Genomic DNA, 25,995 nt, shown 5'->3' with positions numbered 1-25,995 from the left:
AATTTCGACCAAAAATAGTACTTATGACACTGTTTTCATAATTATTAACTATAATTTTGGGCATTACAACGATATGACTTTTTTGGGCATGCATTTTGTTTACCTTTATCTCCAAAACAGGCTAAAAATGCGTTTATTTCTTAAACAGCTATTCTTCTTTTTCCTTACTACCCAATTATATTCGCAGATTCAGGAAGAGGTTAACCCGCCTGAAAATATAAAGACTATTATTTTTAAGGGACCAACAGAAGATCAGTTTCCTGTTATCAAATTGGGAGATCCAATTTATCTCGAGTTTGATGATTTGACCGCAAGCGAACAAGACTATTATTATAAAATTGTTTATTGTGATTATGATTGGACGCCATCTGATTTACTAAAATCGCAATACCTTAGAGGTGCAGATAACCAAAGGATTATTAATTACACTAACAGTTTCAGTACTCTGCAGGCCTATTCCAATTATCGCTTGACCATTCCCAATAAAGCCGTGAGTTTAAAAGTTAGCGGTAATTATGTACTAGAAATTTATAATTCTAGTTACGAACTTCAATTTTCAAGACGATTTGTAGTTTACAGAGATTTAGCCCAAGTTGGAGCCACGACCAGGAATTCCAGAAATTTTGATTTTTTAAATCAAAAACAATCTGTACAATTTACAATTACCCCGTACAGTCTTCAACTTGTGAATCCGGTAAAAGAAGTAAAAATAGCTATAATTCAAAATTATCAATGGACTAACGCTATTACAAATGTACCTCCGCAATTTACCTTGGGCAATTCGCTGGTATATAAATATGATGTTGAAACCAGTTTTTTTGGAGGGAATGAATTCCTCAACTTTGACACCAGTGATTTACGAGCACCTACTGCTTCTATTTCTCGTATTGAATATAAAGAACTTTACAATCACTATCTTTTTACGGACAACTATAGATATGATAAGGCCTACACCTATTTTCCGGATATTAATGGCGATTTTGTAATTCGTACATTACAAGGTGAAAACCCATCAATAGAATCAGAATATACCATAATTCATTTCAGCCTTCCTTATACGGAGGATATTGGGTTAAATGAGGTCTACGTTTATGGTAAATACAACAACTATGCTCTTGTTGAAGAGAACAAAATGACTTACAATTCCAAAACAGGAAATATGGAGGCGGTAATAAAAATTAAGCAGGGATTTTACAATTATAAATATGTCCTTAAGAGTGAGGATGGTAAAATTGACCTGGGCAAAGTAAGTGGAAACTTTAATTTTACAGAAAACAATTATTTAATTCTGGTTTATTACAGAAATTTCGGTGATTTATATGATGGAATAATTGGAATAGGTTCAACAAATTCTGAAAACATTACCAACTAAACACTTTTCATTGATCATAGAAAATGTGTGATTGATTAGCTCAAAACTATTCTGAATATGAATAACTCGTAACAGTTAAAAAATAATTTTTGTGAAAGTAAAATAAATGGTTACAATTTAATTTCTGGATCCTACTTACACTCTTAGAAATATTTTTGTAAGGTGTTGTTTTTTAATTATTTAATTGGGTTATATATTAATATTTACTAATATAAATATAGACTTATTACAATAATATTAATAACATTGGGTTTAATTCTATACACTTATAATTCTGAGGATTGGGATATATGATTCTTCGCAACAAAAATTCATATCCAAAAATATGTTTTGAGATTATTGAGCAGTTAAAAGAAAAACTCCCCGATTATCTTACTTACCATTCTATAGATCATATTATAGATGTGGCCAACGTATGTAACGAATATATTGAGTTTTATGATATTCCCAAAGAAATGGCGGGGCTTATTCGAATTGCTGCAATCTGCCATGATTATGGTTTTGTAGTATCTCCTTTAGATCATGAAGAAGGCAGCATTGTTGAAATTCAACCATTTTTAACTCCTATTCTTAGCAGCGAGGAAGTAGCAATAGTAAATGGAATGATAAGGGCCACAAAAGTACCTCAGGAACCAAAGACTTTTTATGAAGAAGTTTTGGCGGATGCCGATTTGGACTATCTGGGAAGAAAAGACTATAATGACATTAGCGCTAAACTATTCGACGAATATTTACATTTCGAAGTTGTTTCTAATAGAATTGAGTGGTTAGACCTGCAAATTAGGTTTTTGGAAAATCACAAATTTCATACAGATTTTGCTAAAAAGAATCGTGAGAAATTAAAATCTGAAAAGATAAAGGAACTCAAAACTCTTAGATTAGCTGCGAACTTTAAATGATATTTTATATTAACACTTGTAATAAAGATTAGTAAACTTTACAACGAATTCTTTTAATATAAAGTTGGGTATTTCATCCTTTTTAAGATTCCTTTATAATTTCCGATATTATCTTCCTTCCGGTTTGAATCATAATATGGATCTTTATTATTCAAAGAAATCCTTCAATTACCTATATTTAAGGGCATATAAGGCAGAAATACATCAGAAAAAAATATACATACACCGATAATTTAATCTGAAGTTTTCATAATAAGTTCCTATTATCTATCTTGGGCATCTAAGTTTTCTTAGAGTTCTATCTTTTATCTTGGGAGAATTGTTAAAAATTTGGTTTTTCTCCCTACTCGTAAAATGATTTAAGAAAATCTTTGCATTAAGCTTATATTTAAAACTATTGTTAAATCAAGCCGGCTTAATGTGATTTTTTTTATTTTAGCAGATATAACGGTTATGCTACTCATATTGAGAAATACCGTTATTTATTAGCATGAAAAAGATGATTACACAAGTAACCAAAGGCATAAAAATTTCAGTGAATACCAGTTTTGAAGGCACTTTCTTTAAAAACTATAAAATGCATTTTGCTTTTGGTTATACAATTACTATAGAAAATCAAAGCAAAGATTCTGTACAGTTAACCTCAAGGCATTGGCAAATATACGATGCCTTAAATGATTTTGAAGTTTTAGACGGTGAAGGTGTTATCGGAAAAAAACCGGTTATCAGACCAGGAGAATCTCACACTTACAGCTCCGGATGCCTGCTTGCATCTCCTATTGGGGCAATGAAAGGCCATTATAATATGGTAAATTTCACAACTAATGAAAAGTTCAGAGTCTACATTCCTTCTTTTAAATTCAGTGCACCCTTCGCGCTGAATTAATGATTCCTTTTACCTTGTTTAAATTTTATTAACGTTTCGGGTTTTAGTACCTTTGACGTGAAAATTTAACTAACAAAAAGTGATTATGGGTAAAGGTTTTTTTGAGGTTCCGCTGGCTATTAATGAACCAATAAAGAGTTATGCTCCGGGTACTCCGGAAAGAGATGAGGTTTTAAAGCAATATAAAGAATACTTCGATGGAAGTTTAGAAGTTCCTTTATATATTGGAAGTGATGAAATAACAACATCAAATACCCGAACGATGTCACCTCCGCATGATCATAAACACGTTTTGGGCAAGTATCATCTCGCCGAAAAAAGTCATGTTAGTTTGGCCATAGAAAATGCACTCAAATCCAGGGACGCCTGGGCATCTATACCATGGGAACAAAGAGCCAGCATCTTCTTAAAAGCGGCAGATCTTATTGCCGGGCCCTACAGGGCTAAAATTAACGCAGCTACTATGTTAGCGCAATCAAAAACCATACATCAGGCAGAAATTGATGCCGCTTGTGAATTGATCGACTTCCTAAGGTTTAATGTAACCTATATGTCTCAGATATATGCAGAACAACCTGAATCATCTGAAGGCATCTGGAATCGTGTTGAATACAGGCCTCTGGAGGGCTTTATCTATGCAATTACTCCTTTTAACTTTACAGCAATTGCAGGTAATCTTCCGGCAAGTGCAGCTATGATGGGTAATGTTGTAGTATGGAAACCGAGTGATAGCCAAATTTTTTCGGCCAAAGTAATTGTTGACGTTTTTAAGGAAGCCGGACTGCCGGATGGAGTAATCAATGTGGTTTACGGTGATCCTGTAATGATTACAGACACCATTTTAGCCAGTGCCGATTTTTCAGGAATTCATTTTACAGGTAGCACCCATGTTTTTAAATCTTTGTGGAAACAGATAGGGAATAATATTGACCGCTATAAAACCTATCCAAGAATTGTTGGAGAAACTGGTGGTAAAGACTTTATAGTTGCACATCCAACAGCAAAACCTCAACAGGTAGCTACCGCAATTGTGCGTGGTGCCTTTGAATTCCAGGGCCAAAAGTGTAGTGCTGCCTCGCGTGTTTATTTACCAAAGTCTACTTCAACCGAAATCTTGGAATTGGTAAAGCAGGATGTGGAATCATTCAATCCTCCCGGATCTCCTGAAAATATGAGCAACTTTATTACTGCTGTAATTCATGAAGGATCATTTGACAAATTAGCTTCCTATATCGATCAGGCTAAAAAAGATAAGGATGCTAGTATAATTGTTGGTGGTAATTATGATAAATCCCAGGGTTATTTCATAGAACCTACAGTAATACTAACCACAGATCCTCATTATTCAACTATGGAAACCGAATTGTTTGGACCGGTAGTCACTATTTATGTCTATGAAGATAAGGATTGGTCCAAAACTTTAAAATTGGTTGATACTACTTCTGAATACGCACTTACCGGGGCTGTTTTGGCGAAAGACCGATATGCAATAAATGAAGCCACAAAAGCACTTCAGAACTGCGCAGGTAATTTTTATATAAACGACAAACCCACGGGGGCTGTTGTGGGGCAGCAGCCTTTTGGTGGTGCCAGGGCTTCAGGGACAAATGATAAAGCAGGTTCTGCTCAAAATTTGCTGCGATGGGTTTCACCTAGGTTGATTAAAGAAACTTTTGTGACTCCAGAAGATTATCGCTATCCGTTTTTGGGTTAAAAACAAAAAGGCAATTAATCTTTGTTTTTTGAAATTTATAAGGCTTTGATACCGAAAAGTTGCAGAGCCTAAACATACTATATTCTATAAATCTGTTAGAAATAATTTTTGTTTGTTTTTTTAACACATTTTCAAGGTTGGTTGGTTTATCTTAAGGTACTTTTTACCATTAACCAGGCACAACTATGAAAAAATTGCTACTACTTTTCCTCACTATTCCCTGTTTATTTATGTATTCGCAGAATCAGAATATAAAATTAGCTTCTGATATATGGCCCCCTTTTTCAAATGTAGAAGGGGAAAAAGGCTTTGCCCTCGAATTAGTAAAGGAGGCACTTGAAAGAGGAGGTATTCAAATGGAATTGAATATTACAGATTTTGATTCGGTAATGGAAGGAATTATTTCCGGTATCTACCAGGGAAGTCCAACGTTATGGAAAACACAAGACCGGGAAAATTATTTGCTTTATTCAGAGCCCTATCTTGAAAACCGCCTGATTTTGGTTGGCAGAAAAGGCAGTGATGTAAGTGCAATATCCCTAAGTGAATTAAAAAATAAACGAATTGCAATTATAAGTGGATATGCTTATGGATCCTCAGTGTATACTAATCTGGATGTAGTTCTTATTCCTGGTAAAAGTGATCAGGAAAATCTTGAGAAATTACTAACATTCAAGACAGATTATATGCTTGTGGATGAATTACTCATATCCTATTTACTAACCTACCAATTAAATGATATCAAGAGATTTCTTGAAATTGGTAAAGAGGCCTTCATTGTTCAACCACTTTATTTTGCCATTTTAAAGAATATGCCGAATGCTCAAAAAATAATTGACGACTTTAATGGCAATATTAACAAAATGATGTCTGACGGTACTTATAACAAAATATTGGAATTGAATTGGATACAATCCGATGTTGACGGTGATGGTGTTCTTGAACTGGTCTTGCATGGAGATAGTGCAGGAAGAGATGCACCTGTTTCTTACTATAAATTAATGACTGAAACCGCAATGAACGAAGGTACGGAAAGGTATTATATAAACGGAGAAGTTTATGATGGTTGGCAGGTTGTTCCGGCTAAGTATAAGACTGACATTATTAAGGCAGCCAATATGAATAACTCTTCATCTTCCGGTTTAAAATTAAAGTTCTAAGGTGAGCCGCGTTATAACTCCTTAAGCATCCTCAATTTTATTGAAGAAAAGACAGTTCACTTCAAAATTTTATGCTTTTGTGATAATAGTACCAAATCTGAATGAAACTAGATTTTTAATTTAAAAATCCATTTTTTTTCGTTTCTACGCTGAATTTATAATTTACAACCAATTTTTATTTAACACCTGATTTTCAGTGTTTTATCGATTTCAATTTTACTTATTTACAATTTTTATGTAAATTTAACGTTAATTAATTGTAAATTTATATTTAATATGCTAGACTGTTCTAAACTCTAAATCAAAATTATGAAAGCGAATGACAATGTAAAGTCAAAAAAATTAAGTTTGAAAAAACTAGTTAGCTACGTCAAAACCTACGCAGAAAATTGCAGATACTCCTTTAATATGATGTTGATGCTTTAACTGTTGCCTTTATACTTCATTGGCAAATAGACCACTTTTTTGGTCTTAAAAAAGTCCTCTTTAAAGAATTTGGACAACTCAAATATCTGTGCATTCCTATAGCCTTTTAATTCCTCAGATAAGTCACCTCCTTTTAAATAAAGGATACCGTTTTTAAGTTCATGAACAGATTTTTTCTTAATACGGCCCTGAACCCATCTAACAAAAGTAGGCATGGCTGCTACCGCCCTGCTAACAATAAAATCGAACTGATCATCCAGGTCCTCAACCCTGCTGTGGTAGGTGGTGACATTTTTTAACTCAAGGCCGGTAACCACTTCCTCAACGACTTTTATTTTCTTGCCAATTGCGTCTACCAATGTAAATTGGGATTCAGGAAAAAGTATTGACAGAGGAATTCCCGGGAAACCACCCCCGGTACCAACATCCAAAATAGAGGCCCCTTTTTTAAATGGTTGAATTTTAGCTATGCCCAAGGAGTGAAGTACATGACGTAGATAGAGTTCCTCTATATCTTTTCTGGATACTACATTTATTTTTTCATTCCAGTCTTTATATAAATCTTCAAGGTGTGAAAATTGCTCTTTCTGTATTGCAGATAAATTGGGAAAATATTTGAATATTATTTCGGCTTGCATATGTACCTTTGCATTTTAGTAAAAATAATACATTCAACCATAACGTCATTTTTAATTATCGTATTGGAAGGGTATTAAAAAGAAAGATATTACGTTATATTTACACAAATGATTTCTGCATATGGATTCAACCAAGATTAAATTCTCTCGAAAAGATTCAGCACAGTTCTTTAAAACCTTGAACAAAAGAGTTAATGATTATTTTAAGGAAAATAAAATAAAGAAAACCGGAAACTGGCAGTTGTACTTTAAAACGGCCATTATGTTTTGTCTTTTTTTAGCTCCTTATTTTTTAATTTTAACTTTGAATTTACCTAATTGGGCTAATTTATTATTAACGATTACCATGGGGGTTGGAATGGCAGGCGTGGGTATGAATGTAATGCACGATGGAAACCATGGTTCCTACTCAACTAAAAAGTGGGTTAATAAAATAATGGGCAGTAGTATTTATATTCTGGCCGGAAACGTCTATAACTGGCAGGTCCAACATAACGTTTTGCATCATACTTACACTAATATTCATACTCACGACGAAGATCTTGAAGCAGGAAGAATATTGCGTTTTTCAGAACATGCCAAATGGCACAGGTTTCATAAGTTTCAACATTATTATTCCTTATTCCTTTATGGATTGTTGACCTTTAATTGGGCAATAACAACAGATTTTATGCAAATGTACCGCTATACTAAACGCAAGTTGTCTTATGGTAAGTTTCCAAACCCTTTCCTGAACTGGAGTGTTTTGGTAGCTGCTAAAATTATTTATATAACTATATGGATAGTTCTACCTATGCTAATTTTAGATATAGCATGGTGGAAAATTTTGATTGGCTTTTTTATTATGCACTATGTGGCTGGTGTAATTCTCAGTGTTGTCTTTCAATTGGCGCATGTTGTAGATGAAGCAGAAACACCTTTACCGGAAAAAGATGGTACAATGAAAAATACATGGGCCATTCATCAATTACTCACAACTGTTAACTTTGGAACTAAAAATAAGATTGTAAATTGGTTTACCGGTGGGTTAAATCATCAGGTAGAGCATCATATCTTTCCAAATATCAGCCATGTTCATTACACAAAAATCTCCAAAATTGTTAAACAGACCGCTAAGGAATTTAATTTACCTTATAACGAGTATAAAACTACAAGAAAAGCTATAATTTCGCATTTCAGACACTTAAAAGAATTAGGCAAAAAGCCTACATTACAGTACCAGTAAATTTATCGCAAGAATGAGCAACCTTTTATCCGATAGAATTAAAAACATGTCTACTTCGGCCACTTTAGCAATGGCCGCAAAAGCCAGAGAATTAAGAACCCAGGGGAAAGATATCATTGGACTAAGCTTGGGAGAACCAGATTTCAACATCCCTGAGTTTATAAAGGATGCAGCAAAAAAAGCTATTGATGAGAATTATAGCAGTTATTCCCCGGTAGATGGGTATGCAGATCTTAAACAGGCCATATCTAATAAATTTAAAAGGGATAATAACCTGGATTACGGGTTAAGCCAAATTGTTGTATCTACAGGAGCAAAACAGTCACTTGCCAACGTAGCAATGGTTATACTTAATAAGGGTGATGAAGTAATTTTACCTGCTCCTTATTGGGTAAGCTATAGTGATATTGTGAAACTTGCAGAAGGTGTTCCGGTTGAGGTTCCAACCAGTATTGAAACAGATTTTAAAATGACACCTGAGCAATTGGAAACGGCCATCACTCCAAAAACAAAAATGATTTGGTTTAGTTCACCCTGTAATCCAAGTGGATCTGTTTATAGTAAAGAGGAGTTGGAAGGTATTGCTAGTATTTTGAAAAATTATCCGGAGATCCTGGTTGTATCCGATGAAATTTACGAACATATTAATTTCAGGGGTAAACATGAAAGTATTGCTACGATTGATGGGATGTATGACAGAACCATTACTGTAAATGGTGTCTCTAAGGCCTTTGCTATGACGGGATGGAGAATTGGTTATATAGGAGCGCCCGATTGGATCGCAAAGGCCTGTACCAAATTCCAGGGCCAGATCACCAGTGGTGCAAATGCTATTGCACAACGTGCTACCATTGAGGCCATAAATGCACCGGTAAGTAAAATTCAATTCATGATTGATGAATTTCATAAAAGGCGGGATATCTTGTTGCAGCTTTTAGGAGAAATAAACGGATTTAATTTAAATGTCCCGGAAGGTGCTTTTTATGTTTTTCCTGATATTTCAAGTTTCTTTGGCAGAACCCTAAAAGGTACGACAATCAATACTGCGTCTGATTTTGCTTTATATCTGTTAGAAAACGCCAACGTGGCCACCGTTACTGGTGAAGCATTCGGTAATCCAAACTGCATACGAATCTCCTATGCTGCTTCGGAAGATGAGTTAAGAGAAGCTGTTAGAAGAATAAAAGCTGTTGTCTAACTGAAAATTTAAATTTATCTACATTTCTGAAAGGTCATATCCTTTTCCAGAAATAAGGATTAAAAAGTATTAGCACGGTAAATAACTCTAACCTTCCGGCTAGCATAAGAAAACCACACCACCATTTTCCTAATGCCGGTAAACTACTATAATTACTTACAGGGTTAAGGTCTCCAAATGCCGGTCCAACATTTCCCAGCGAGGATGCCGCACCACCGATTGCCGAAATAAAATCGAGGCCTAAAAGACTAAGCACAAGGGCACCAGCTATAAAAAGCAACATGTAAAGCACAAAGAATGCTATCACGTTATATACAATATGCTCACTTACAGTTTTATTATTGAATCTTACAGGAATAATAGCATTTGGATGTAAGGTTCTTTTAAATTCCAAAAGTCCATTCTTAATAATTAGTATATGTCTCATGACTTTAATACCCCCTGCTGTGGAGCCTGCCGAGCCACCCATAAACATTAGTCCGAAAAAGAAAACAGTTAAAAACGGTGTCCAGGAGGTAAAATCTGCCGTGACAAATCCTGTTGTTGTAATAACTGCAACTATCTGAAATAATGCATGTCTGAAAGAACTTTCAACTTCACCAAATGGCATGGGGTAGAATTTTGATACTTCAACATTGGCCATAAAATATATGACCAAAGCAGTTACCAAGGTGAAAATTATCATTAAAATGCCGTAAAACTTAAATTCTTCATCCCTTAGCACTCTTTGTATCTTACCTTTAAAAGCAAAATAGCTCAACACAAAGTTCATTCCTGCCAGGAACATAAAGAAGATAACAATATATTGGATAAGCGGTTGGTTGTTCCAATACGCCAGACTAGCATTTTTGGTGGAAAATCCACCTGTGGATAAGGTAGCCATGGAATGGTTTATTGCATCAAAAAATGACATCCCTGCAACACTTAACAAAAGAGTTTCTGCGGCAGTATATCCAAAATAAATTAACCAAAGCCTTTTAGCCGTGTCGGTAATCCTAGGATGCAACTTATCGGCACTTGGTCCAGGCGCCTCAGCTGCAAATAATTGCATTCCCCCAATTCCCAATAAAGGAAGAATGGCAATGGCCAGAACAATAATACCCATTCCGCCTATCCAATGGGTGAGACTACGCCAAAACAGTATTCCCTTTGGAAGAGATTCAATATCGTCAAGAATTGAAGCACCTGTGGTAGTATATCCCGAAATAGTTTCGAAAAACGCATTTGTAATACTGGGAATAGCTCCGGAAAAAACATAGGGCATTACACCAGAGGCAGACATTACAATCCAGCCAAGCGTAACTATTATATAACCTTCTTTCTTTTTTACTTCTTTATCATGACCCCTGGTATAAAACATGGCCAGAATTCCCAACAATAGTGTTATTATTGCCGCCAGTGTAATATCCAGAGTAGCACCATCATTATAAACACCACTAACCAAGGCAGCAATTAGCATAAAACCGCCATTAAATAATAACAGCGATCCCATAAGGTGGATAATTATTCTATAATTTAACCCTGTCATTATATAAAGAGCCTTTCAATTTTTGAAATGGAATCTGGCAGACAGCATACTACCACCCTATCACCTTCCTCAATCCTAAAATCTCCCAAGGCAATATTTCCTATTCCATCTCTTACAATCCCTCCAATAATTGCCGCTCTTGGAAATTCTAATTCGCGTATAATCTTACCATTCACCTTTGAGGTAGCTTTTACTTCAAATTCCAGGATTTCGGCGTTTAGGTTATTTAATCGCGTCAGAGCTACTACCTCACCCCTTCTTACATAACGAAAGATATTATTGGCAGCTAATAATTTCTTATTAATTAAGGTATCAACCCCAATGGACTGTGAAAGTTGAAAGTAGTCCATGTTTTCTACCAGAGCGATCGTTTTTTTGATATTCTTGGATCTTGCCATCAGACAAGACATAATATTAGTTTCCGAATTTCCGGTTACCGCAATAAATGCATCCATAGATTCTAAGCTTTCTTCCTCCAATAACTCCAAATTTCTGCCATCGCCATTTATTACCAGCACATTTGGCAGACTATCAGATATATCAAAAGCCTTTTCTTTGTTTTTTTCTATTAATTTTACATTAAATTTTTTGGCACAAAGATCACGGGCTGCATTAAAACCAACTTTACTACCACCTAAAATCATTACATTTTTTATTTCTTCCTTCTTTTTACCGGTTAGCTTGTAAAGGTCATCTACACCTTCTTTATCAATTACAAAATATACCTTGTCCTTGTCCTTAAAAACTGTATCGCCTCTGGGGATAAGTGTAAACTGGGTTCCAACACGTTGCATGGCAATAGGCATAAAATGTAATCCAGGAAATATAGTTGCTGCATCTTTGACAGATTTGCCAATAAACGGGGCGCCCTTAGGCAAGGTAACACCAACCATCATTAATGCCCCTGCCTCGAATTCGTAAGTGTCGAAAAAAGCCGATTGATCTAGTAAAAGCTGAATCTCTGTGGCAGCCAGCTCTTCAGGCGAGATCAACTCATCAATCCCCAATTCAGAAAATTTAATCAGCTCTTTATTATCGATGAATTCAATATTTGAAATTCTTGCAATCGTTTTTTTACACCCCATTTGTTTAGCTAATAAACAGAGCGTAATATTTGTTGTTTCGGATGAAGTTACACCAATTACAAGGTCAGAACTTTCAACTTTCGCATCTCGTAAAACGGAAATTGAAGTTGCATCACCTTTTAGTACTTTTATGTCTAAATGATTGTCTGCGTAGGTTAAACTTTCCTTTTTGGAATCAATCAAAGTAATATTCTGGGATTCATATGATAAAAGTTTTGCCAAATGAAAACCTACTTCACCTGCCCCCGCAATAATAATTCTCATCTTTAGTCTTTATTAATTATCAAGAGTCCGAATGTTGCTTAAAGGAGCTGTTTTTATATAATATAAGCCATTGAAGCTCATGTACGTTGTATTTGCAAAGTTTGCAATGGCAAAATTACACAAATTTATTTTGATTAATGACTAACTTGGCTTGCAAAAATGTACATAGAATCAATTAAGATTATCTCTATTAACACCCATTCTTGAAGCTGGCTTTATATTATCTTTGCCCGAAAATTTACCTTATGCCCAAAAAAGTAAAACCTTATAAGACGTCAACGCTTGGTAAAAAAGAACAGGTCACACAAATGTTTGATACAATTTCCGGTAGCTATGACGGCCTTAATCGGGTAATTTCTTTTGGCATAGATATTAAATGGCGAAACAGGGTAGTAAAGATTTTAAAGAAGAAAAATCCAAAAAATATCCTGGACATAGCAACCGGAACGGGAGATTTAGCTATTAACTTGGTTAAAACAGGAGCAGAACAAATAATAGGTTTGGATATTTCTAAGGGAATGCTGGAGGTGGGTAAAAAGAAGGTTGCAGATAAAGATTTGAATACTACTATTAAAATGATTGTTGGAGACAGTGAAAACCTTCCTTTTGAAGATGACAGCTTCGATGCAGTTACCGTGGCATTTGGGGTTAGGAATTTTGAAAATCTTGAAAAAGGATTATCAGAAATATATCGTGTTTTAAAACCTTCCGGCACCTTCGTAGTCCTGGAGACTTCCGTACCTGCCAAATCTCCCTTTAAGCAGGGGTATTGGTTTTATACCAAAAACATACTTCCTTTAATTGGTAGACTTTTCTCCAAAGACCGATCTGCTTACACCTATCTTTCCGAATCTGCTGCAGTTTTTCCATACGGCCAGGCCTTCAACAATATTTTAGGGAAAATTGGGTTTATAGCTATGGAGAACAGGCCACAGACATTTGGCGTGGCATCTATATATATAGCTACAAAATAGAAGAATGAAATATAGCTTAGTTTTTCTGATAGGTTTCTTAGTGCTGGCCACTAGTCCTGGACATGCTCAATTTAAAGAAAACCCGATCATAAATCTTGAAAATGAAGATAAAGCATTATTAAATTGGGGATATTTTCTCGGATTTAATCAATATGACTTCAAATTTGAATACAAGAATGACCTGGATGATGTCCTGGTAGAAAAATCTATTGGCTTTAATGTAGGTCTGATTGGCGAATTGAGGCTTAACGAATTTTTAGATCTTCGCTTTGAACCCGGATTGTTTTACACTAAAAGGACTTTAGGTTTTAAAGGATTTACAGATGAAAATGACGCACTAAGAGATGTGAAATCTACCTATATCAATTTTCCTTTACTTTTAAAAATAAGTGCCCGAAGATTTGGCAACTGGAAGCCCTATATTATTGGTGGCGCATCAGCTTCGTTAAATTTGGGCAGTAACGAGGATAGTCTTGACGATAATAGCAGTGGTACTTTTCGAATGACAAAAACACTCTATAACTGGGAAATTGGATTTGGTATTGATTTTTACACTGAATATTTTAAATTTTCACCTTCTATAAGGGGGATCTTTGCACTCAGCAATGAATTAGTCCCTGACAATGATCCGAACAGTCCATGGACCGGTAATATTGATGCCATGAAAACCAGAGGGATTTTCGTGAATTTTACTTTTGAATAGGTACAAGTTTATTAAGGGTATTGGCATTTTTCAGCTTCCGGATCTTATCAATTAAATCGTTTAGCGCTCCTCCCTTCTAATTTCACTTAAAAAAATGGCAGTGGCAGTTGCTACATTTAAACTTTCGGTAGTTTTTTTTCCATATTGCTGGATACCTATTCTGTTTTCCTTTTCTATCCGAAGTCCTACTTTCTCAGATATGCCCTTGCCTTCATTACCCAATATTAAAAGCCCTTTATCAGGAAGATCAGCAGAGTAAACAGATTTCCCATTCATATATGTACCATAAGCAAGATTTTTATTTTCTTCAAGTAGTCTGGCAATATCGGTATACACAATATTTACTCTGGCAATAGAACCCATAGTTGCCTGTATGACTTTATGGTTATAACAATCTACCGTATCAGGAGAACAAACCAAATGTAATATTCCAAACCAGTCGCATATCCTTATGATGGTTCCCAAATTTCCCGGATCCTGAATGGCATCCAAAACAACAACCCAATCAGAATAATCAATGGCCTCCGGTGCAGGAATTTCAAATATTCCCAATATTTTATTTGGACTTTTATGAGAACTTATTCTTATTAGATCCTTTTCTGATATATAATGAACTTCTTCTTTGTTTTTTGTCTTAAATTCGGGATCAGTACTGTAGATACTATGTGTCTTAAATTTAGAATTTAAAAGCTCTGAAACAACCTTTTTTCCTTCTACCACAAAAAGTCCGTTTTGAATTCGGTACTTTTTTTGATATAAGCTTTTTATAAATTTTAATTGACTTTTAACAACCATTCAAATAATGTATTTTTGGCTTCTATGAAGACCCTTCGGAGTTACGAAAAGAATATTGCAAAAATAGGATTATTCTTCCTTATTGTCGCATTCGCTTCCTGTAATACACTAAAAAGGGTAGAGGATGATGAACTTTTATTAACAAAAAATAACATCTTCGTAAATAGTGAAAAAATCAAGAGTGAAGATATTCGGAGTCTTGTCCTGCAAGAACCTAACAGTACCTTATTGGGTTATCCTTTAAGACTTAACTTCTACAATTTAGCTAAAAAAGATCCCGATTCATCTTTCCAGGCCTGGCTTCAGCGAAAAGAAAACAGAGAGAAAAGACTTGTGAATATATTATCAAAGAAGCAAGTTAACAGATTGGGTGAATCCTTTTTGGTAAAAGGATATAGTGATTGGCTTAAAAAGATTGGTGAACCTCCTTCCATAGTAGACACCTTAAAAACTCAGAAATCGCTGGAACGTTTGAGCATATTTTACGGAAGCAAGGGGTATTTTAACAACACCTCGTCCTATGATATAGATAGTACAAAAAAGAAGCAAAGAGTTGAAATAAATTATAAGATTGCACTTGGAAAACCATTTATAGTTGATTCGATTACCAGAAATATAAGTTCTATGGCCATTGATTCTATCTATACCCTCAATGAGGATAAATCCTTTATTAAAAATAGCAAGCAGTTTGATCTTACGGATTTTAACAATGAGCGGAAAAGACTTTCAGAACTTTTTAGAAATACAGGAGTATATAATTTCCAGGAAAGTTCCATAGCTTATGATATTCTAAGAGATACTACGAGGGTTAACGACGATCAAAAAATGAGCGTAGAACTTAACATTGGTAACCTTAGAAAACGGGGAGATAGTATTATAACAACTTCGGAATATAAAGTCTTTCGCTTGGACAAAATCAACATTTATCCAGATTATGGTTTCGATAGGGATAAGTCTGATTTAAAATCAATTGAATATGACAATTATACTATTTATTACCATGATAAACTCCGTTATAAGCCTAAGGCCCTGACAGATGCTATATTCCTGGAAAAGGATAGTCTATACAGAGACATTGATAAAATTCGTACATATAGAAGAATTACCAATTTAAATACATTTAAATATCCCAATATACTTTTTACAGAAGATAGTACACAATCAAAACTTACAGCAGACATTTTTTTAGCAACAAGACCCAAATTCTCATGGGCTTTCGATTTTGATATTACTCACTCTAATATTAGATCATTAGGCATCGGTTTTAGTACTGCACTTATCTCACGAAATATTTTCCGTGGTGCGGAAACTCTGAGTTTGTCAGTTGGGGGTACTTTTGGTTTGTTAAGTGATGAAACTGCTACGGAGAATTTCTTTTCGGAAGTGGGCGCTGATATCAACATTACTTTCCCACGAATATGGTTTCCATTTTTTAACTGGAAGAAGATAATTCCATCCTATAAACTGCCCCAGTCCAGAGTTTCTATAGGCACAAGTTTTCAGAAGAATATAGGCCTTGACAAACAAGCCTTTAACACTATATTAGGCTATAACTGGGCTACGAACAATTTGAATAAAAATAACGTAGAATTATTAAATATTCAATTTGTAAATAATCTTAATCCCGATCGTTTTTATAACGTATATCAGAGCACCTTTGAGAGATTGAATGATATTGCTGCGGATCCGGTTTATGCGGATGATCCCTCTTTACAGGACTTTTTTATTATGCCCGAACCATCAGATGGCCCTACACTAACTATTCCTGAAGGTACCACCGGTTTTACTGATGCCATTTTAAATGATGACCTACCTTCAACTCCAGAAGATTTTGACGATGTGGCCAGTATAGAGGAACGAAGAATCAGATTAACTGAAAACAATCTTATTTTTGCAAGTAATTATACATTTAATAAAACAAGCAGAACAAGTATAAATGACAACAGTTTTTATTCTTTCCGTTTCAAAGTTGAAAGTGCGGGAGTTCTATTATCGGGAATTTCCAACATTATAGAATTTGACAAAAATGAAAATGGAGATCGTACTGTCTTTGATGTTCCTTATTCCCAGTATATAAAAACGGAATTTGATTATATTAAGCATTGGGATCTATCCAGATCCAACGTTCTTGCATTCCGAAGTTTTTTTGGCATAGCCATACCCTATGGAAACTCTAATAGTATACCCTTTGTTCGTAGTTATTTTGGTGGTGGATCTAATGATAACAGAGCTTGGTTTCCTTATTCCCTGGGTCCCGGATCTACAGATAATATTAATGATTTTAATGAAGCTAATATGAAAATTGCACTTAATTTGGAATATCGGTTTCCTATTGTTGGAAATTTTAAGGGTGCAATTTTTGCAGATGCAGGGAATATTTGGAATGTTTGGGATAATGTGGAGGATCCTGCCGCTGTATTTGAAGGCTTTGAATCCTTATCTGAAATAGCCCTGGGAACAGGAATGGGGTTAAGATATGACTTCACCTATTTCGTATTCCGCCTTGATATGGGCTTTAAAACCTATAATCCGGCCGAATTACCTGGCCAAAGATGGTTTCGCGATTATAATTTCTCAAACGCAGTATTCCAAATTGGTATAAACTATCCTTTTTAGACCTTCAATTATTTCACTACATTTGCCACATCTCATAAAAATCTAACAGACCAAAAATTATGTCGCATTCAATTAAACCAGGAGTTGCCACCGGTGATCAAGTTCAACATATTTTTAATTATGCCAAGGAAAAAGGATTTGCTCTTCCGGCGGTAAATGTCACAGGCTCAGATACAATTAATGGAGTCCTGGAAACTGCAGCAGAATTAAACTCACCTGTGATTATACAATTTTCGAATGGTGGAGCTCAGTTTAATGCGGGAAAAGGTTTGTCCAATGAAGGTCAGCTTGCCGCCATACAAGGAGCGGTTGCTGGGGCAAAACATATACATCAGTTAGCTGAGGCTTATGGTGCTACTGTTATTCTTCATACAGATCATTGCGCTAAAAAGTTATTACCATGGATAGATGGACTTCTTGACGCAAGCGAAAAACATTATGCAGAGACTGGAAAATCACTCTATAGTTCTCATATGATAGATTTATCTGAAGAGCCTATAGAAGAAAATATTGCTATTTGCAAAGGATATCTCGAAAGAATGAGCAAAATGGACATGACTCTGGAAATTGAATTGGGAATAACCGGAGGCGAAGAAGATGGCGTAGATAATACAGATGTTGATGATTCCAAATTATATACACAACCAGAAGAAGTGGCTTATGCATATGAAGAATTGTCCAAAATAAGTCCGAGATTTACCATAGCCGCGGCCTTTGGAAATGTGCATGGCGTTTACAAACCGGGAAATGTAAAGTTAACTCCTAAAATTCTCAAAAATTCTCAGGAATATATAACTAAAAAATACGGTGTTGAACATAATCACATAGATTTTGTATTCCATGGTGGCTCTGGCTCCACTGTTGAGGAAATACGGGAAGCAATTGGATATGGAGTGATAAAGATGAATATTGATACAGATTTACAATATGCTTTCATGGAAGGTATTCGGGATTACATCCAGAGTAAATCAGCTTTTTTGCAATCGCAAATTGGGAATCCGGATGGTGCCGACCAACCTAATAAAAAATACTACGATCCAAGAGTTTGGCTTCGAGAAGGAGAAAAGACATTTATTGAGAGATTAAAAAAAGCTTTTGAAGATCTAAACAATATTAATACCTTGTAGGTAACTTTTAGAATTAAATTATATTCCAATGACTGCTTGGTTCAAAAGAACAGAAAAGGGTATACAAACTGCAACTGAGCAGAAAAAAGATACACCCAAAGGCTTATGGTATAAATCCCCAACCGGAAAGATCGTTGAATCCGAAGATTTAGCTAAAAATTTTTATGTTAGTCCGGAAGATGATTATCATGTTAGAATTGGGAGCAAAGAATATTTCGAAATTCTATTTGACGACAACAAATTTCAAGAGTTAGATGCAAAGTTGTCTTCCAGGGATCCCCTAAAATTTGAGGACACGAAGAAATATTCCGATAGATTGAAGGCGGCACAAAAAAAGACTGGTTTAAAAGATGCAGTAAGAACAGCCGTAGGCAAGTCCTTGGGTAAGGATTTGGTTGTTTGTTGTATGGATTTTAGTTTTATAGGAGGTTCAATGGGCAGTGTTGTTGGTGAAAAAATTGCACGGGGAATTGATTATTCCATTAAAAAAGGCATTCCTTTTGTCATGATATCCAAATCTGGTGGGGCCAGAATGATGGAGGCTGCTTTGTCATTAATGCAACTTGCCAAAACATCTGCAAAATTAGCGCAGTTAGCTGAAGCCAAAATTCCTTATATTTCTTTGTGTACAGATCCTACTACCGGCGGTACGACTGCTTCTTATGCCATGCTGGGAGATATTAATATTTCTGAACCGGGAGCATTGATTGGTTTTGCAGGACCCAGAGTTGTTAAAGAAGCCACAGGGAAGGATCTCCCAAAAGGTTTTCAGACAGCAGAATTTGTTTTGGAAAATGGGTTTTTAGACTTTATTTCTCATAGAAGGGATCTAAAAAGGAATATTAACTTGTATATCGATCTTATCCAGAATACCGCTATTAGAGAATAAAAAAGCCCTGAACTTTAAAAGCCAGGGCTATTAATTAATTATTTGCAGGTTTTTTAGTTCTTAAACCTTCTTAAAAATATTTCCTCAGATTCTCCATTAGGGTAAGTAAGAATTCCCTTAGAATCGCAACTACCATCACCAAAATCAAGGCTCACTGTTGTTTCATTGCGCGAAATTAGGAGTATTCCACTCACCAGGAATCTACAAGATAGTTCTCTTCTTAGCGGGCTAAATGTTTCTTTAACGAATACATTATCAAATTTCCCTTTGTAAGTACCCTTGCCTGAGATAAGAAAAACGTTATCGCCCCAGAATCCACTTCCAAAACCTTCAATCCATTCTCGGGTCCTGTTTCCTGTGAAACTGGCAGTACCACCATCTGGCCATTCTCCGGTAAAATCGGCAACCGCATCTGACTGAGGATTTCCATTTTCATTTGAACGCATTCGCTCAACAGTAGCATTCCCCTCAACAGATACCCCATTAAATGTAAAGTTCTCAAGTGAAAAACTAAGCGTTTTCATAACCATCTCCATGTCCTTAAGATAACTCAGTTTAATGATACCACTTAAAAAATTCCCATTAGGTAATTCACAACCCTCACCAAAATCAATAATTTTTTCTTTACTGATACTAGTCACCTCAGTAGTAATTGTTACACAATCTGGCAAATAATCTGAAATGTATGAACCCTTGGAGGTAGCCTGGATTTCATCGGTAGTATAAACATCCTCTCCAATGTTTATGATTTCTTCAGAAATTAATTCAGATTCGTCACTGGCCTGAAGTTGCGCCACTTCAAACGTTTCCGTTTCGCCGGTTTCAATAATTTCAGCGGATTCTTCTTTGTTACAGGAAACAATTGACACAATTGCAAAAAGCAATAATCCTGTAAAATTCAGTTTTTTAAAACAATTTTTCATATTATTATTTTTTTAATATTACTCTCCTTTGACCCTAGGTATTCATAAAGGTTTAATTGAAGGTCAAAAAAAATAAATGACATCTGCTTTATGTAAATTTATTACTATCTTTGCGCTCGATTGAAAATCAATCAGATACATAAAAATCATTTAAAATAATATTGGAATGTATTTAACAAAAGAAGTTAAGGCAGAAATCTTTAAAAAACACGGTGGCTCAGAAGGTAATACAGGCTCCACTGAAGGTCAGGTTGCGTTGTTCACGCATCGGATTGATCATTTAACAGGACATTTAAAAAACAACCAAAAGGATTATAATACGGAGAGATCCCTGGTAAGACTTGTTGGTAAAAGAAGAAGTTTGCTGGATTATTTGAAGAAAAAGGACATAGAAAAATATCGTGCCCTTATTAAAGAATTGAATATTAGAAAATAATATAAGGGGGAGGCATTGCTTCCCCTTTTTTTTAAATAAAAGTCCCGGAATTTGGGGCAAACACAAAAAGCTTACACATAGTTTTTCATTGGTCGACAACACAACAACACAACTCAGACCGTCTATGTAAGACGGTTGACCATTGTTTAACAGCCTGATAAACATTCAGGTTCTAATTAAAATTTATGATTCCAAAAACATTTAAAGAGGTCATTGACCTTGGTGATGGTAGAGAGATTTCTATCGAAACCGGAAAACTTGCAAAACAGGCCCATGGTGCTGTTGTTGTACAATCAGGAAACTGTATGTTATTATGTACTGTAGTTTCCAATTATAGACAAAGTGATGTAGATTTTCTTCCCTTAACAGTAGATTACAGGGAAAAATTTGCGGCTTCAGGACGTTACCCGGGAGGCTTTTTTAAAAGGGAGGCCCGACCAAGTGACGGAGAAGTCTTGACAATGCGACTTGTAGATCGTGTTTTGAGACCATTATTTCCAAAGGACTACCATTGTGAGACTCAGGTGATGATACAGTTAATGTCTCATGATGACAACGTAATGCCTGATGCAATGGCCGGTCTTGCTGCATCAGCAGCAATTCAACTCTCAGACTTTCCATTTGAATGTGCAATTTCTGAAGTTCGTGTCGGGAGAGTGAATGGCGAATTTGTCATTAACCCTACAAGGTCACAATTACTTGAATCTGATATTGACATGATCATTGGAGCTTCCGAGGATTCTGTGATGATGGTTGAGGGTGAAATGAGTGAAATTTCTGAAGAAGAAATGGTTGAAGCAATCAAATTTGCTCATGAAGCTGCAAAAGTTCAGTGCGCCGCACAGATTAAATTGGCCAAGGCCTTTGGGCAAAAAGAAGTACGCGAATACGAAACGGAAGATGAGGACGAAACGCTAATGAAAAAGATTCATGACCTTGCATATGATAAAGTATATAAGGTAGCCAAGGCGGGTTCTGCGAAACATGAACGAAGTGCATCATTTGCAGAAATAAAAGACGAAATTAAAGCTTCACATTCCGAAGAAGAACTTGAAGAAATTGGTGATTTAATCAGCAAATATTACTACAAAGCCGAAAAAGCTGCCGTAAGAGACCTTACCTTAAATGAAGGATTAAGGCTCGACGGAAGAAAGACAGATGAAATACGGCCTATCTGGTGCGAGGTGGATTATTTGCCTTCAACTCATGGTTCGGCTATTTTTACCAGAGGAGAAACGCAAGCATTGGCAACAGTTACTTTAGGAACCTCCAGAGAAGCGAATAAAATAGATATGCCATCATTTGAAGGCGAAGAAACTTTCTATCTACATTACAATTTCCCTCCTTTTTCCACTGGCGAGGCAAGACCAATCAGGGGAACCTCCCGAAGAGAGGTTGGCCACGGAAACCTGGCCCAAAGAGCATTAAAAGGTATGATCCCTGAAGATTGCCCTTATACACTTAGAGTAGTTTCTGAAGTATTGGAAAGTAATGGTTCTTCCTCAATGGCAACCGTTTGTTCCGGTACGATGGCACTAATGGATGCCGGGATTAAACTAAAAAAACCTGTCTCAGGAATTGCAATGGGATTGATTTCAGATAGTGAATCCGGTAAATATGCGGTATTATCAGATATTCTGGGTGATGAAGACCATTTAGGAGACATGGACTTTAAAGTTACCGGCACAGCTGATGGGATTACAGCTTGCCAAATGGACATTAAAGTTAAAGGCTTATCCTACGAAATTCTGGTTAAGGCATTAATGCAGGCAAGAGAAGGAAGACTCCATATTCTCGAAAAATTGGCCGATACAATCGCTCAACCCAATGAAGGAGTAAAAGCTCATGCACCAAAAATGGTAACAACAACGATTCCGGGAGATTATATAGGTGCGTTAATTGGACCAGGTGGAAAAGTGATACAGGAACTTCAGAAAACAACAGGCACGACCATAGTAATAAACGAAGATCCTGTTACCGAAGAAGGGCTTGTGGAGATCTTGGGAACAGATCAGACAGGTATTGATGCCGTACTGGCTAAAATAGACTCTATTACTTTTAAACCAGTAGTAGGCAGTGTTTATGAGGTTAAAGTGATAAAGATTTTGGATTTTGGTGCTGTAGTAGAATACGCTGAAGCTCCGGGAAATGAAGTTTTACTTCATGTCTCTGAACTCGCTTGGGAGCGAACTGAGAATGTAACCGATGTTGTAAACATGGGTGATGTTTTTGATGTTAAATATTTTGGTACAGACCCAAGAACCAGAAAGGAAAAAGTATCTCGTAAAGCTTTATTCCCAAAACCGGAAGGTTTTAAGGAAAGACCGCCTAGAGAAAATCGGGATCGCGATAGAGGCAGAAACGATAGAAATAGAGATCGTAAGCCCAGAAGAGACTAATTTTTAGTCCTCAGATATATTAAAACCCCTTTAAAACAGGGGTTTTTTAATATAATTTAGCCAAAAAGTTAAATTTTTATACCCTTATTGTAACATTTGCCGCTTTTTTACGTATAAGTATATGCAGCCCATGCACTTTGAACTTAATTAAAGGAAAACCTAGATGAGACAGCTAAAGATTACAAAACAGGTTACGAATAGGGAAACTGCATCCTTAGATAAATACTTACAGGAAATAGGTAAGGTAGATCTAATCACTGCAGATGAGGAAGTAGAATTGGCACAGCGCATAAAAGCAGGTGATCAGTTAGCTTTGGAAAAACTTACAAAAGCCAATCTTCGTTTTGTGGTATCCGTTGCAAAGCAGTATCAGAACCAGGGACTTACACTTCCGGATTTAATTAATGAAGGAAATCTTGGCCTTATTAAGGCTGCTCAGCGTTTTGACGAAACAAGGGGGTTTAAATTTATCTCCTATGCCGTATGGTGGATTCGTCAGTCTATATTACAGGCTTTGGCAGAACAATCGCGTATTGTTAGATTACCGCTAAATAAAATTGGTTCAATAAATAAGATAAATAAGACGTTTGCATTTCTTGAGCAAGCTCATGAGCGAATTCCATCAGCAGAGGAAATTGCTAAAGAATTAGATATGACCGTTGAAGATGTAAAACAGTCTTTGAAAAATTCGGGTCGTCACGTATCTATGGATGCGCCCTTAATTGACGGGGAGGATTCAAATCTTTATGATGTCCTTCGTAGTGGAGAATCTCCTAATCCGGATAAAGAATTATTACATGAATCTTTACGTACGGAAATTGAAAGAGCGTTAGAAACTCTTACACCCAGAGAAGCAGATGTTATCAGATTGTATTTTGGTTTGGCTGGACAACATTCCATGACCCTTGAGGAAATTGGTGAAACTTTTGACCTTACCAGAGAAAGAGTTCGTCAGATTAAAGAAAAAGCAATAAGAAGATTAAAACATACTTCCAGAAGCAAAATATTAAAAACTTATCTCGGATAATACCGAGACATTAATTACATGTTAAATTTTCCTTGTATTGGAATTTTGGTATAAAAATTGTAATTTGTAACAGTAACAACAGTTTATCATGACTGTTCGTTTTTTGATTGATGAATAAACTCCGGCTGATTACCGGAGTTTTTCATTTTATTATAATTCGATCAAGAATTATTGATTCTTTTAAAAATATTCCTTTTTACCTTTCAATAACTAAGGTCGGTTTTCATGTTTTTTGATTGATTAAAGGTCCTTTCAGCTACTTTTCCTTATTGATTTTTTTTTTCAACTATTTGTACAGGAACACTTCTGTATATTTATGAAAAGTAAAGCGCTAAATGAAGTGATCTTTGTAAAAATAATCTTGAATAAATTAGTAGATATATCTTATGGTGGTTTATAAAACCATAATGAATACCTATTTTTGTAGCAAAATATTTTCAGCCATTAAATAATGAACAATATACGCATAGCGCCCTCATTACTTGCGGCCGATTTCGGGAATTTACAAAGAGATGTTGAGATGGTCAATTCAAGTCAGGGAGACTGGCACCATATTGATGTTATGGACGGAGTTTTTGTTCCAAACATCTCATTTGGAATGCCGGTAATAAAAAGCATTGCTAAGCATGCGACCAAACCGCTCGATGTTCATCTTATGATTATTGATCCTGATAGATATATCAAATCTTTTGCCTCTTTGGGTGCCAATATACTGACAGTTCATTATGAAGCCTGTCCACATTTAAATAGAACTATACAAGCTATTAAAGCGGAAGGCATGAAGGCAGGCGTAGCTCTTAATCCACACACCAATATAAGCCTCCTGGAAGACAGTATTACCGAGATAGACCTGGTTTGTGTTATGAGCGTTAATCCTGGATATGGAGGTCAGAAGTTTATTGAAAATACCTTTGCAAAGGTAAAGGCATTAAAAACATTAATTAATGAAAAAAAGGCCAAAACGCTTATAGAAATTGATGGCGGAGTAAATGCAGATAATACGAAAGCCCTCGTAGAGGCTGGTGCAGATGTTTTGGTTGCGGGAAGTTTTGTATTCAACTCACAGGATCCAATGGCCACGATTTCACATATTTCCAATATTGCAAATGCTTAGCATTGTTTTAGGAGGTATTTAATCAAATCTGTGGTAGTTACCATCCCTTTAAGCCTACCATTTTCCACGACCGGCAAGGAATGAAATTCCCTTTTTACAAGTACTTCTGCAACTTCTTTAATCGTTGCATCGGGAGAAACGGTCTCCAAATTTCCTATCATTAATTGCCTTATTGTAAACATTTCATAAATAGATGAGGATATATTTTCCTCTTCCCTATATGCGCCATCGGCAAAACTTATTCGGAGTATATCGTTCAAACTTATCATCCCAATAATCTTATCATTTTCAATCACAGGGATATGCCGTATTTTATATTTTTTAAATAAGTGTTCTGCTTTATCTAAACTTTCTTTTACATCAAGTGTTATAAGATTTGTAGTCATTATACTGGAAACGGGGAGTTCAATCTGGACATTCATGACTTTCAATTTAAATATTATTTAATAAAGATCAGTTTTATCAAAAACAAAAAGAATGATAAAAGTCATGTTACTCATGATTATAATCTTATTTCTCTTATTAATTCTGAGATTCTGATTCTTAAATATAATGCGGCTTAATTTGTTAGCCATATTGTCTTAGCTTGCTTTCTTT

The 25,995-nt window shown here is 35.6% G+C and carries 22 protein-coding genes; 16 read left to right on the top strand and 6 right to left on the bottom strand.

From position 1 onward, the window contains the following. Nucleotides 1-127 precede the first annotated feature (127 nt). From Q0X66_RS08485 to Q0X66_RS08465, 5 genes are all read left to right on the top strand, one after another. Nucleotides 128-1,372, top strand: coding sequence for a DUF5103 domain-containing protein (locus Q0X66_RS08485; RefSeq protein WP_297705314.1), 1,245 nt, complete (start codon nucleotides 128-130; stop codon nucleotides 1,370-1,372). A 290-nt stretch (nucleotides 1,373-1,662) separates the two neighbouring features. Next, nucleotides 1,663-2,271, top strand: coding sequence for an HD domain-containing protein (locus tag Q0X66_RS08480; RefSeq protein ID WP_297705312.1), 609 nt, complete (start codon nucleotides 1,663-1,665; stop codon nucleotides 2,269-2,271). A 499-nt stretch (nucleotides 2,272-2,770) separates the two neighbouring features. Then, entirely contained in the window at nucleotides 2,771-3,157 is a 387-nt protein-coding gene (gene apaG / locus Q0X66_RS08475) for a Co2+/Mg2+ efflux protein ApaG (protein WP_026348611.1), read from the top strand. 85 nt (nucleotides 3,158-3,242) lie between these two features. Then, nucleotides 3,243-4,871 carry an L-glutamate gamma-semialdehyde dehydrogenase gene (pruA, locus tag Q0X66_RS08470; protein ID WP_297705245.1) on the top strand — a complete coding sequence of 543 codons (1,629 nt, stop codon included), beginning with the start codon at nucleotides 3,243-3,245 and terminating at the stop codon, nucleotides 4,869-4,871. 185 nt (nucleotides 4,872-5,056) lie between these two features. Then, nucleotides 5,057-6,031, top strand: a complete 975-nt coding sequence (locus Q0X66_RS08465; RefSeq protein ID WP_297705243.1) for a transporter substrate-binding domain-containing protein — start codon at nucleotides 5,057-5,059, stop codon at nucleotides 6,029-6,031. 422 nt (nucleotides 6,032-6,453) lie between these two features. Here the strand turns inward: Q0X66_RS08465 and rsmG are convergent, their stop codons facing one another. Beyond that, entirely contained in the window at nucleotides 6,454-7,095 is a 642-nt protein-coding gene (gene rsmG / locus Q0X66_RS08460; protein WP_297705241.1) for a 16S rRNA (guanine(527)-N(7))-methyltransferase RsmG, read from the bottom strand. 121 nt (nucleotides 7,096-7,216) lie between these two features. On the opposite strand from rsmG, the gene Q0X66_RS08455 reads away from it, so the two are divergent. Together Q0X66_RS08455 and Q0X66_RS08450 are read left to right on the top strand one after the other, a co-directional pair. Continuing rightward, nucleotides 7,217-8,320 carry an acyl-CoA desaturase gene (locus tag Q0X66_RS08455; protein ID WP_297705239.1) on the top strand — a complete coding sequence of 368 codons (1,104 nt, stop codon included), beginning with the start codon at nucleotides 7,217-7,219 and terminating at the stop codon, nucleotides 8,318-8,320. Between the two features lie 13 nt (nucleotides 8,321-8,333). Beyond that, complete coding sequence (locus Q0X66_RS08450) at nucleotides 8,334-9,518, top strand: pyridoxal phosphate-dependent aminotransferase (RefSeq protein ID WP_297705237.1); 1,185 nt, start codon at nucleotides 8,334-8,336, stop codon at nucleotides 9,516-9,518. A 34-nt stretch (nucleotides 9,519-9,552) separates the two neighbouring features. On the opposite strand, the gene Q0X66_RS08445 is transcribed toward Q0X66_RS08450, so the two are convergent. Both Q0X66_RS08445 and trkA read right to left on the bottom strand, forming a co-directional pair. Beyond that, on the bottom strand, nucleotides 9,553-11,010 hold the full coding sequence (locus tag Q0X66_RS08445) for a potassium transporter TrkG (protein WP_297705235.1): 1,458 nt from the start codon (nucleotides 11,008-11,010) through the stop codon (nucleotides 9,553-9,555). 35 nt (nucleotides 11,011-11,045) lie between these two features. Continuing rightward, complete coding sequence (gene trkA, locus Q0X66_RS08440) at nucleotides 11,046-12,395, bottom strand: Trk system potassium transporter TrkA (RefSeq protein WP_297705233.1); 1,350 nt, start codon at nucleotides 12,393-12,395, stop codon at nucleotides 11,046-11,048. Between the two features lie 245 nt (nucleotides 12,396-12,640). Between trkA and ubiE the strand changes: the two genes are divergently transcribed. Beyond that, nucleotides 12,641-13,369: a bifunctional demethylmenaquinone methyltransferase/2-methoxy-6-polyprenyl-1,4-benzoquinol methylase UbiE gene (gene ubiE / locus Q0X66_RS08435; protein WP_297705231.1), complete on the top strand. Its 729-nt coding sequence runs from the start codon at nucleotides 12,641-12,643 to the stop codon at nucleotides 13,367-13,369. 4 nt (nucleotides 13,370-13,373) lie between these two features. Then, entirely contained in the window at nucleotides 13,374-14,072 is a 699-nt protein-coding gene (locus Q0X66_RS08430) for a porin family protein (protein WP_297705228.1), read from the top strand. Between the two features lie 60 nt (nucleotides 14,073-14,132). On the opposite strand, the gene Q0X66_RS08425 is transcribed toward Q0X66_RS08430, so the two are convergent. Beyond that, nucleotides 14,133-14,792 carry an RNA methyltransferase gene (locus Q0X66_RS08425; protein ID WP_366938683.1) on the bottom strand — a complete coding sequence of 220 codons (660 nt, stop codon included), beginning with the start codon at nucleotides 14,790-14,792 and terminating at the stop codon, nucleotides 14,133-14,135. A 99-nt stretch (nucleotides 14,793-14,891) separates the two neighbouring features. Between Q0X66_RS08425 and Q0X66_RS08420 the strand changes: the two genes are divergently transcribed. Genes Q0X66_RS08420 through accD form a run of 3 tightly spaced genes read left to right on the top strand, consistent with a single transcriptional unit; the run spans nucleotide 14,892 to nucleotide 19,499 of the window. After that, nucleotides 14,892-17,483, top strand: a complete 2,592-nt coding sequence (locus Q0X66_RS08420; RefSeq protein WP_297705346.1) for a BamA/TamA family outer membrane protein — start codon at nucleotides 14,892-14,894, stop codon at nucleotides 17,481-17,483. Between the two features lie 59 nt (nucleotides 17,484-17,542). Next, on the top strand, nucleotides 17,543-18,610 hold the full coding sequence (fbaA, locus tag Q0X66_RS08415) for a class II fructose-bisphosphate aldolase (protein WP_297705224.1): 1,068 nt from the start codon (nucleotides 17,543-17,545) through the stop codon (nucleotides 18,608-18,610). Nucleotides 18,611-18,638: 28 nt separating this feature from the next. After that, complete coding sequence (gene accD / locus Q0X66_RS08410) at nucleotides 18,639-19,499, top strand: acetyl-CoA carboxylase, carboxyltransferase subunit beta (protein WP_297705222.1); 861 nt, start codon at nucleotides 18,639-18,641, stop codon at nucleotides 19,497-19,499. A gap of 53 nt (nucleotides 19,500-19,552) precedes the next feature. On the opposite strand, the gene Q0X66_RS08405 is transcribed toward accD, so the two are convergent. After that, entirely contained in the window at nucleotides 19,553-20,422 is an 870-nt protein-coding gene (locus tag Q0X66_RS08405) for a hypothetical protein (protein ID WP_297705220.1), read from the bottom strand. Nucleotides 20,423-20,588: 166 nt separating this feature from the next. Between Q0X66_RS08405 and rpsO the strand changes: the two genes are divergently transcribed. From rpsO to rpe, 4 genes are all read left to right on the top strand, one after another. Next, nucleotides 20,589-20,858 (top strand): 30S ribosomal protein S15, encoded by a 270-nt coding sequence (rpsO, locus tag Q0X66_RS08400; protein ID WP_297705218.1) that lies wholly within the window; start codon nucleotides 20,589-20,591, stop codon nucleotides 20,856-20,858. A gap of 185 nt (nucleotides 20,859-21,043) precedes the next feature. Beyond that, on the top strand, nucleotides 21,044-23,257 hold the full coding sequence (locus Q0X66_RS08395) for a polyribonucleotide nucleotidyltransferase (RefSeq protein ID WP_297705216.1): 2,214 nt from the start codon (nucleotides 21,044-21,046) through the stop codon (nucleotides 23,255-23,257). A gap of 163 nt (nucleotides 23,258-23,420) precedes the next feature. Further along, nucleotides 23,421-24,284 (top strand): sigma-70 family RNA polymerase sigma factor, encoded by an 864-nt coding sequence (locus Q0X66_RS08390; RefSeq protein ID WP_019671028.1) that lies wholly within the window; start codon nucleotides 23,421-23,423, stop codon nucleotides 24,282-24,284. Nucleotides 24,285-24,735: 451 nt separating this feature from the next. Further along, entirely contained in the window at nucleotides 24,736-25,398 is a 663-nt protein-coding gene (rpe, locus tag Q0X66_RS08385) for a ribulose-phosphate 3-epimerase (protein WP_297705214.1), read from the top strand. On the opposite strand, the gene Q0X66_RS08380 is transcribed toward rpe, so the two are convergent. Beyond that, the gene (locus Q0X66_RS08380; RefSeq protein WP_297705212.1) at nucleotides 25,395-25,820 is read right to left on the bottom strand and encodes an HPP family protein; all 426 of its coding nucleotides are present in this window, start codon (nucleotides 25,818-25,820) and stop codon (nucleotides 25,395-25,397) included. The two genes, rpe and Q0X66_RS08380, sit on opposite strands and share 4 nt — an antisense overlap. Between the last annotated feature and the right edge of the window lie 175 nt (nucleotides 25,821-25,995).

The organism is uncultured Eudoraea sp. (genome assembly GCF_947260015.1).
GTDB lineage: Bacteria > Bacteroidota > Bacteroidia > Flavobacteriales > Flavobacteriaceae > Eudoraea.
The sequence above is the reverse complement of the archived record's forward strand: the minus strand, read 5'-3'. Positions and strand labels throughout refer to the sequence as shown.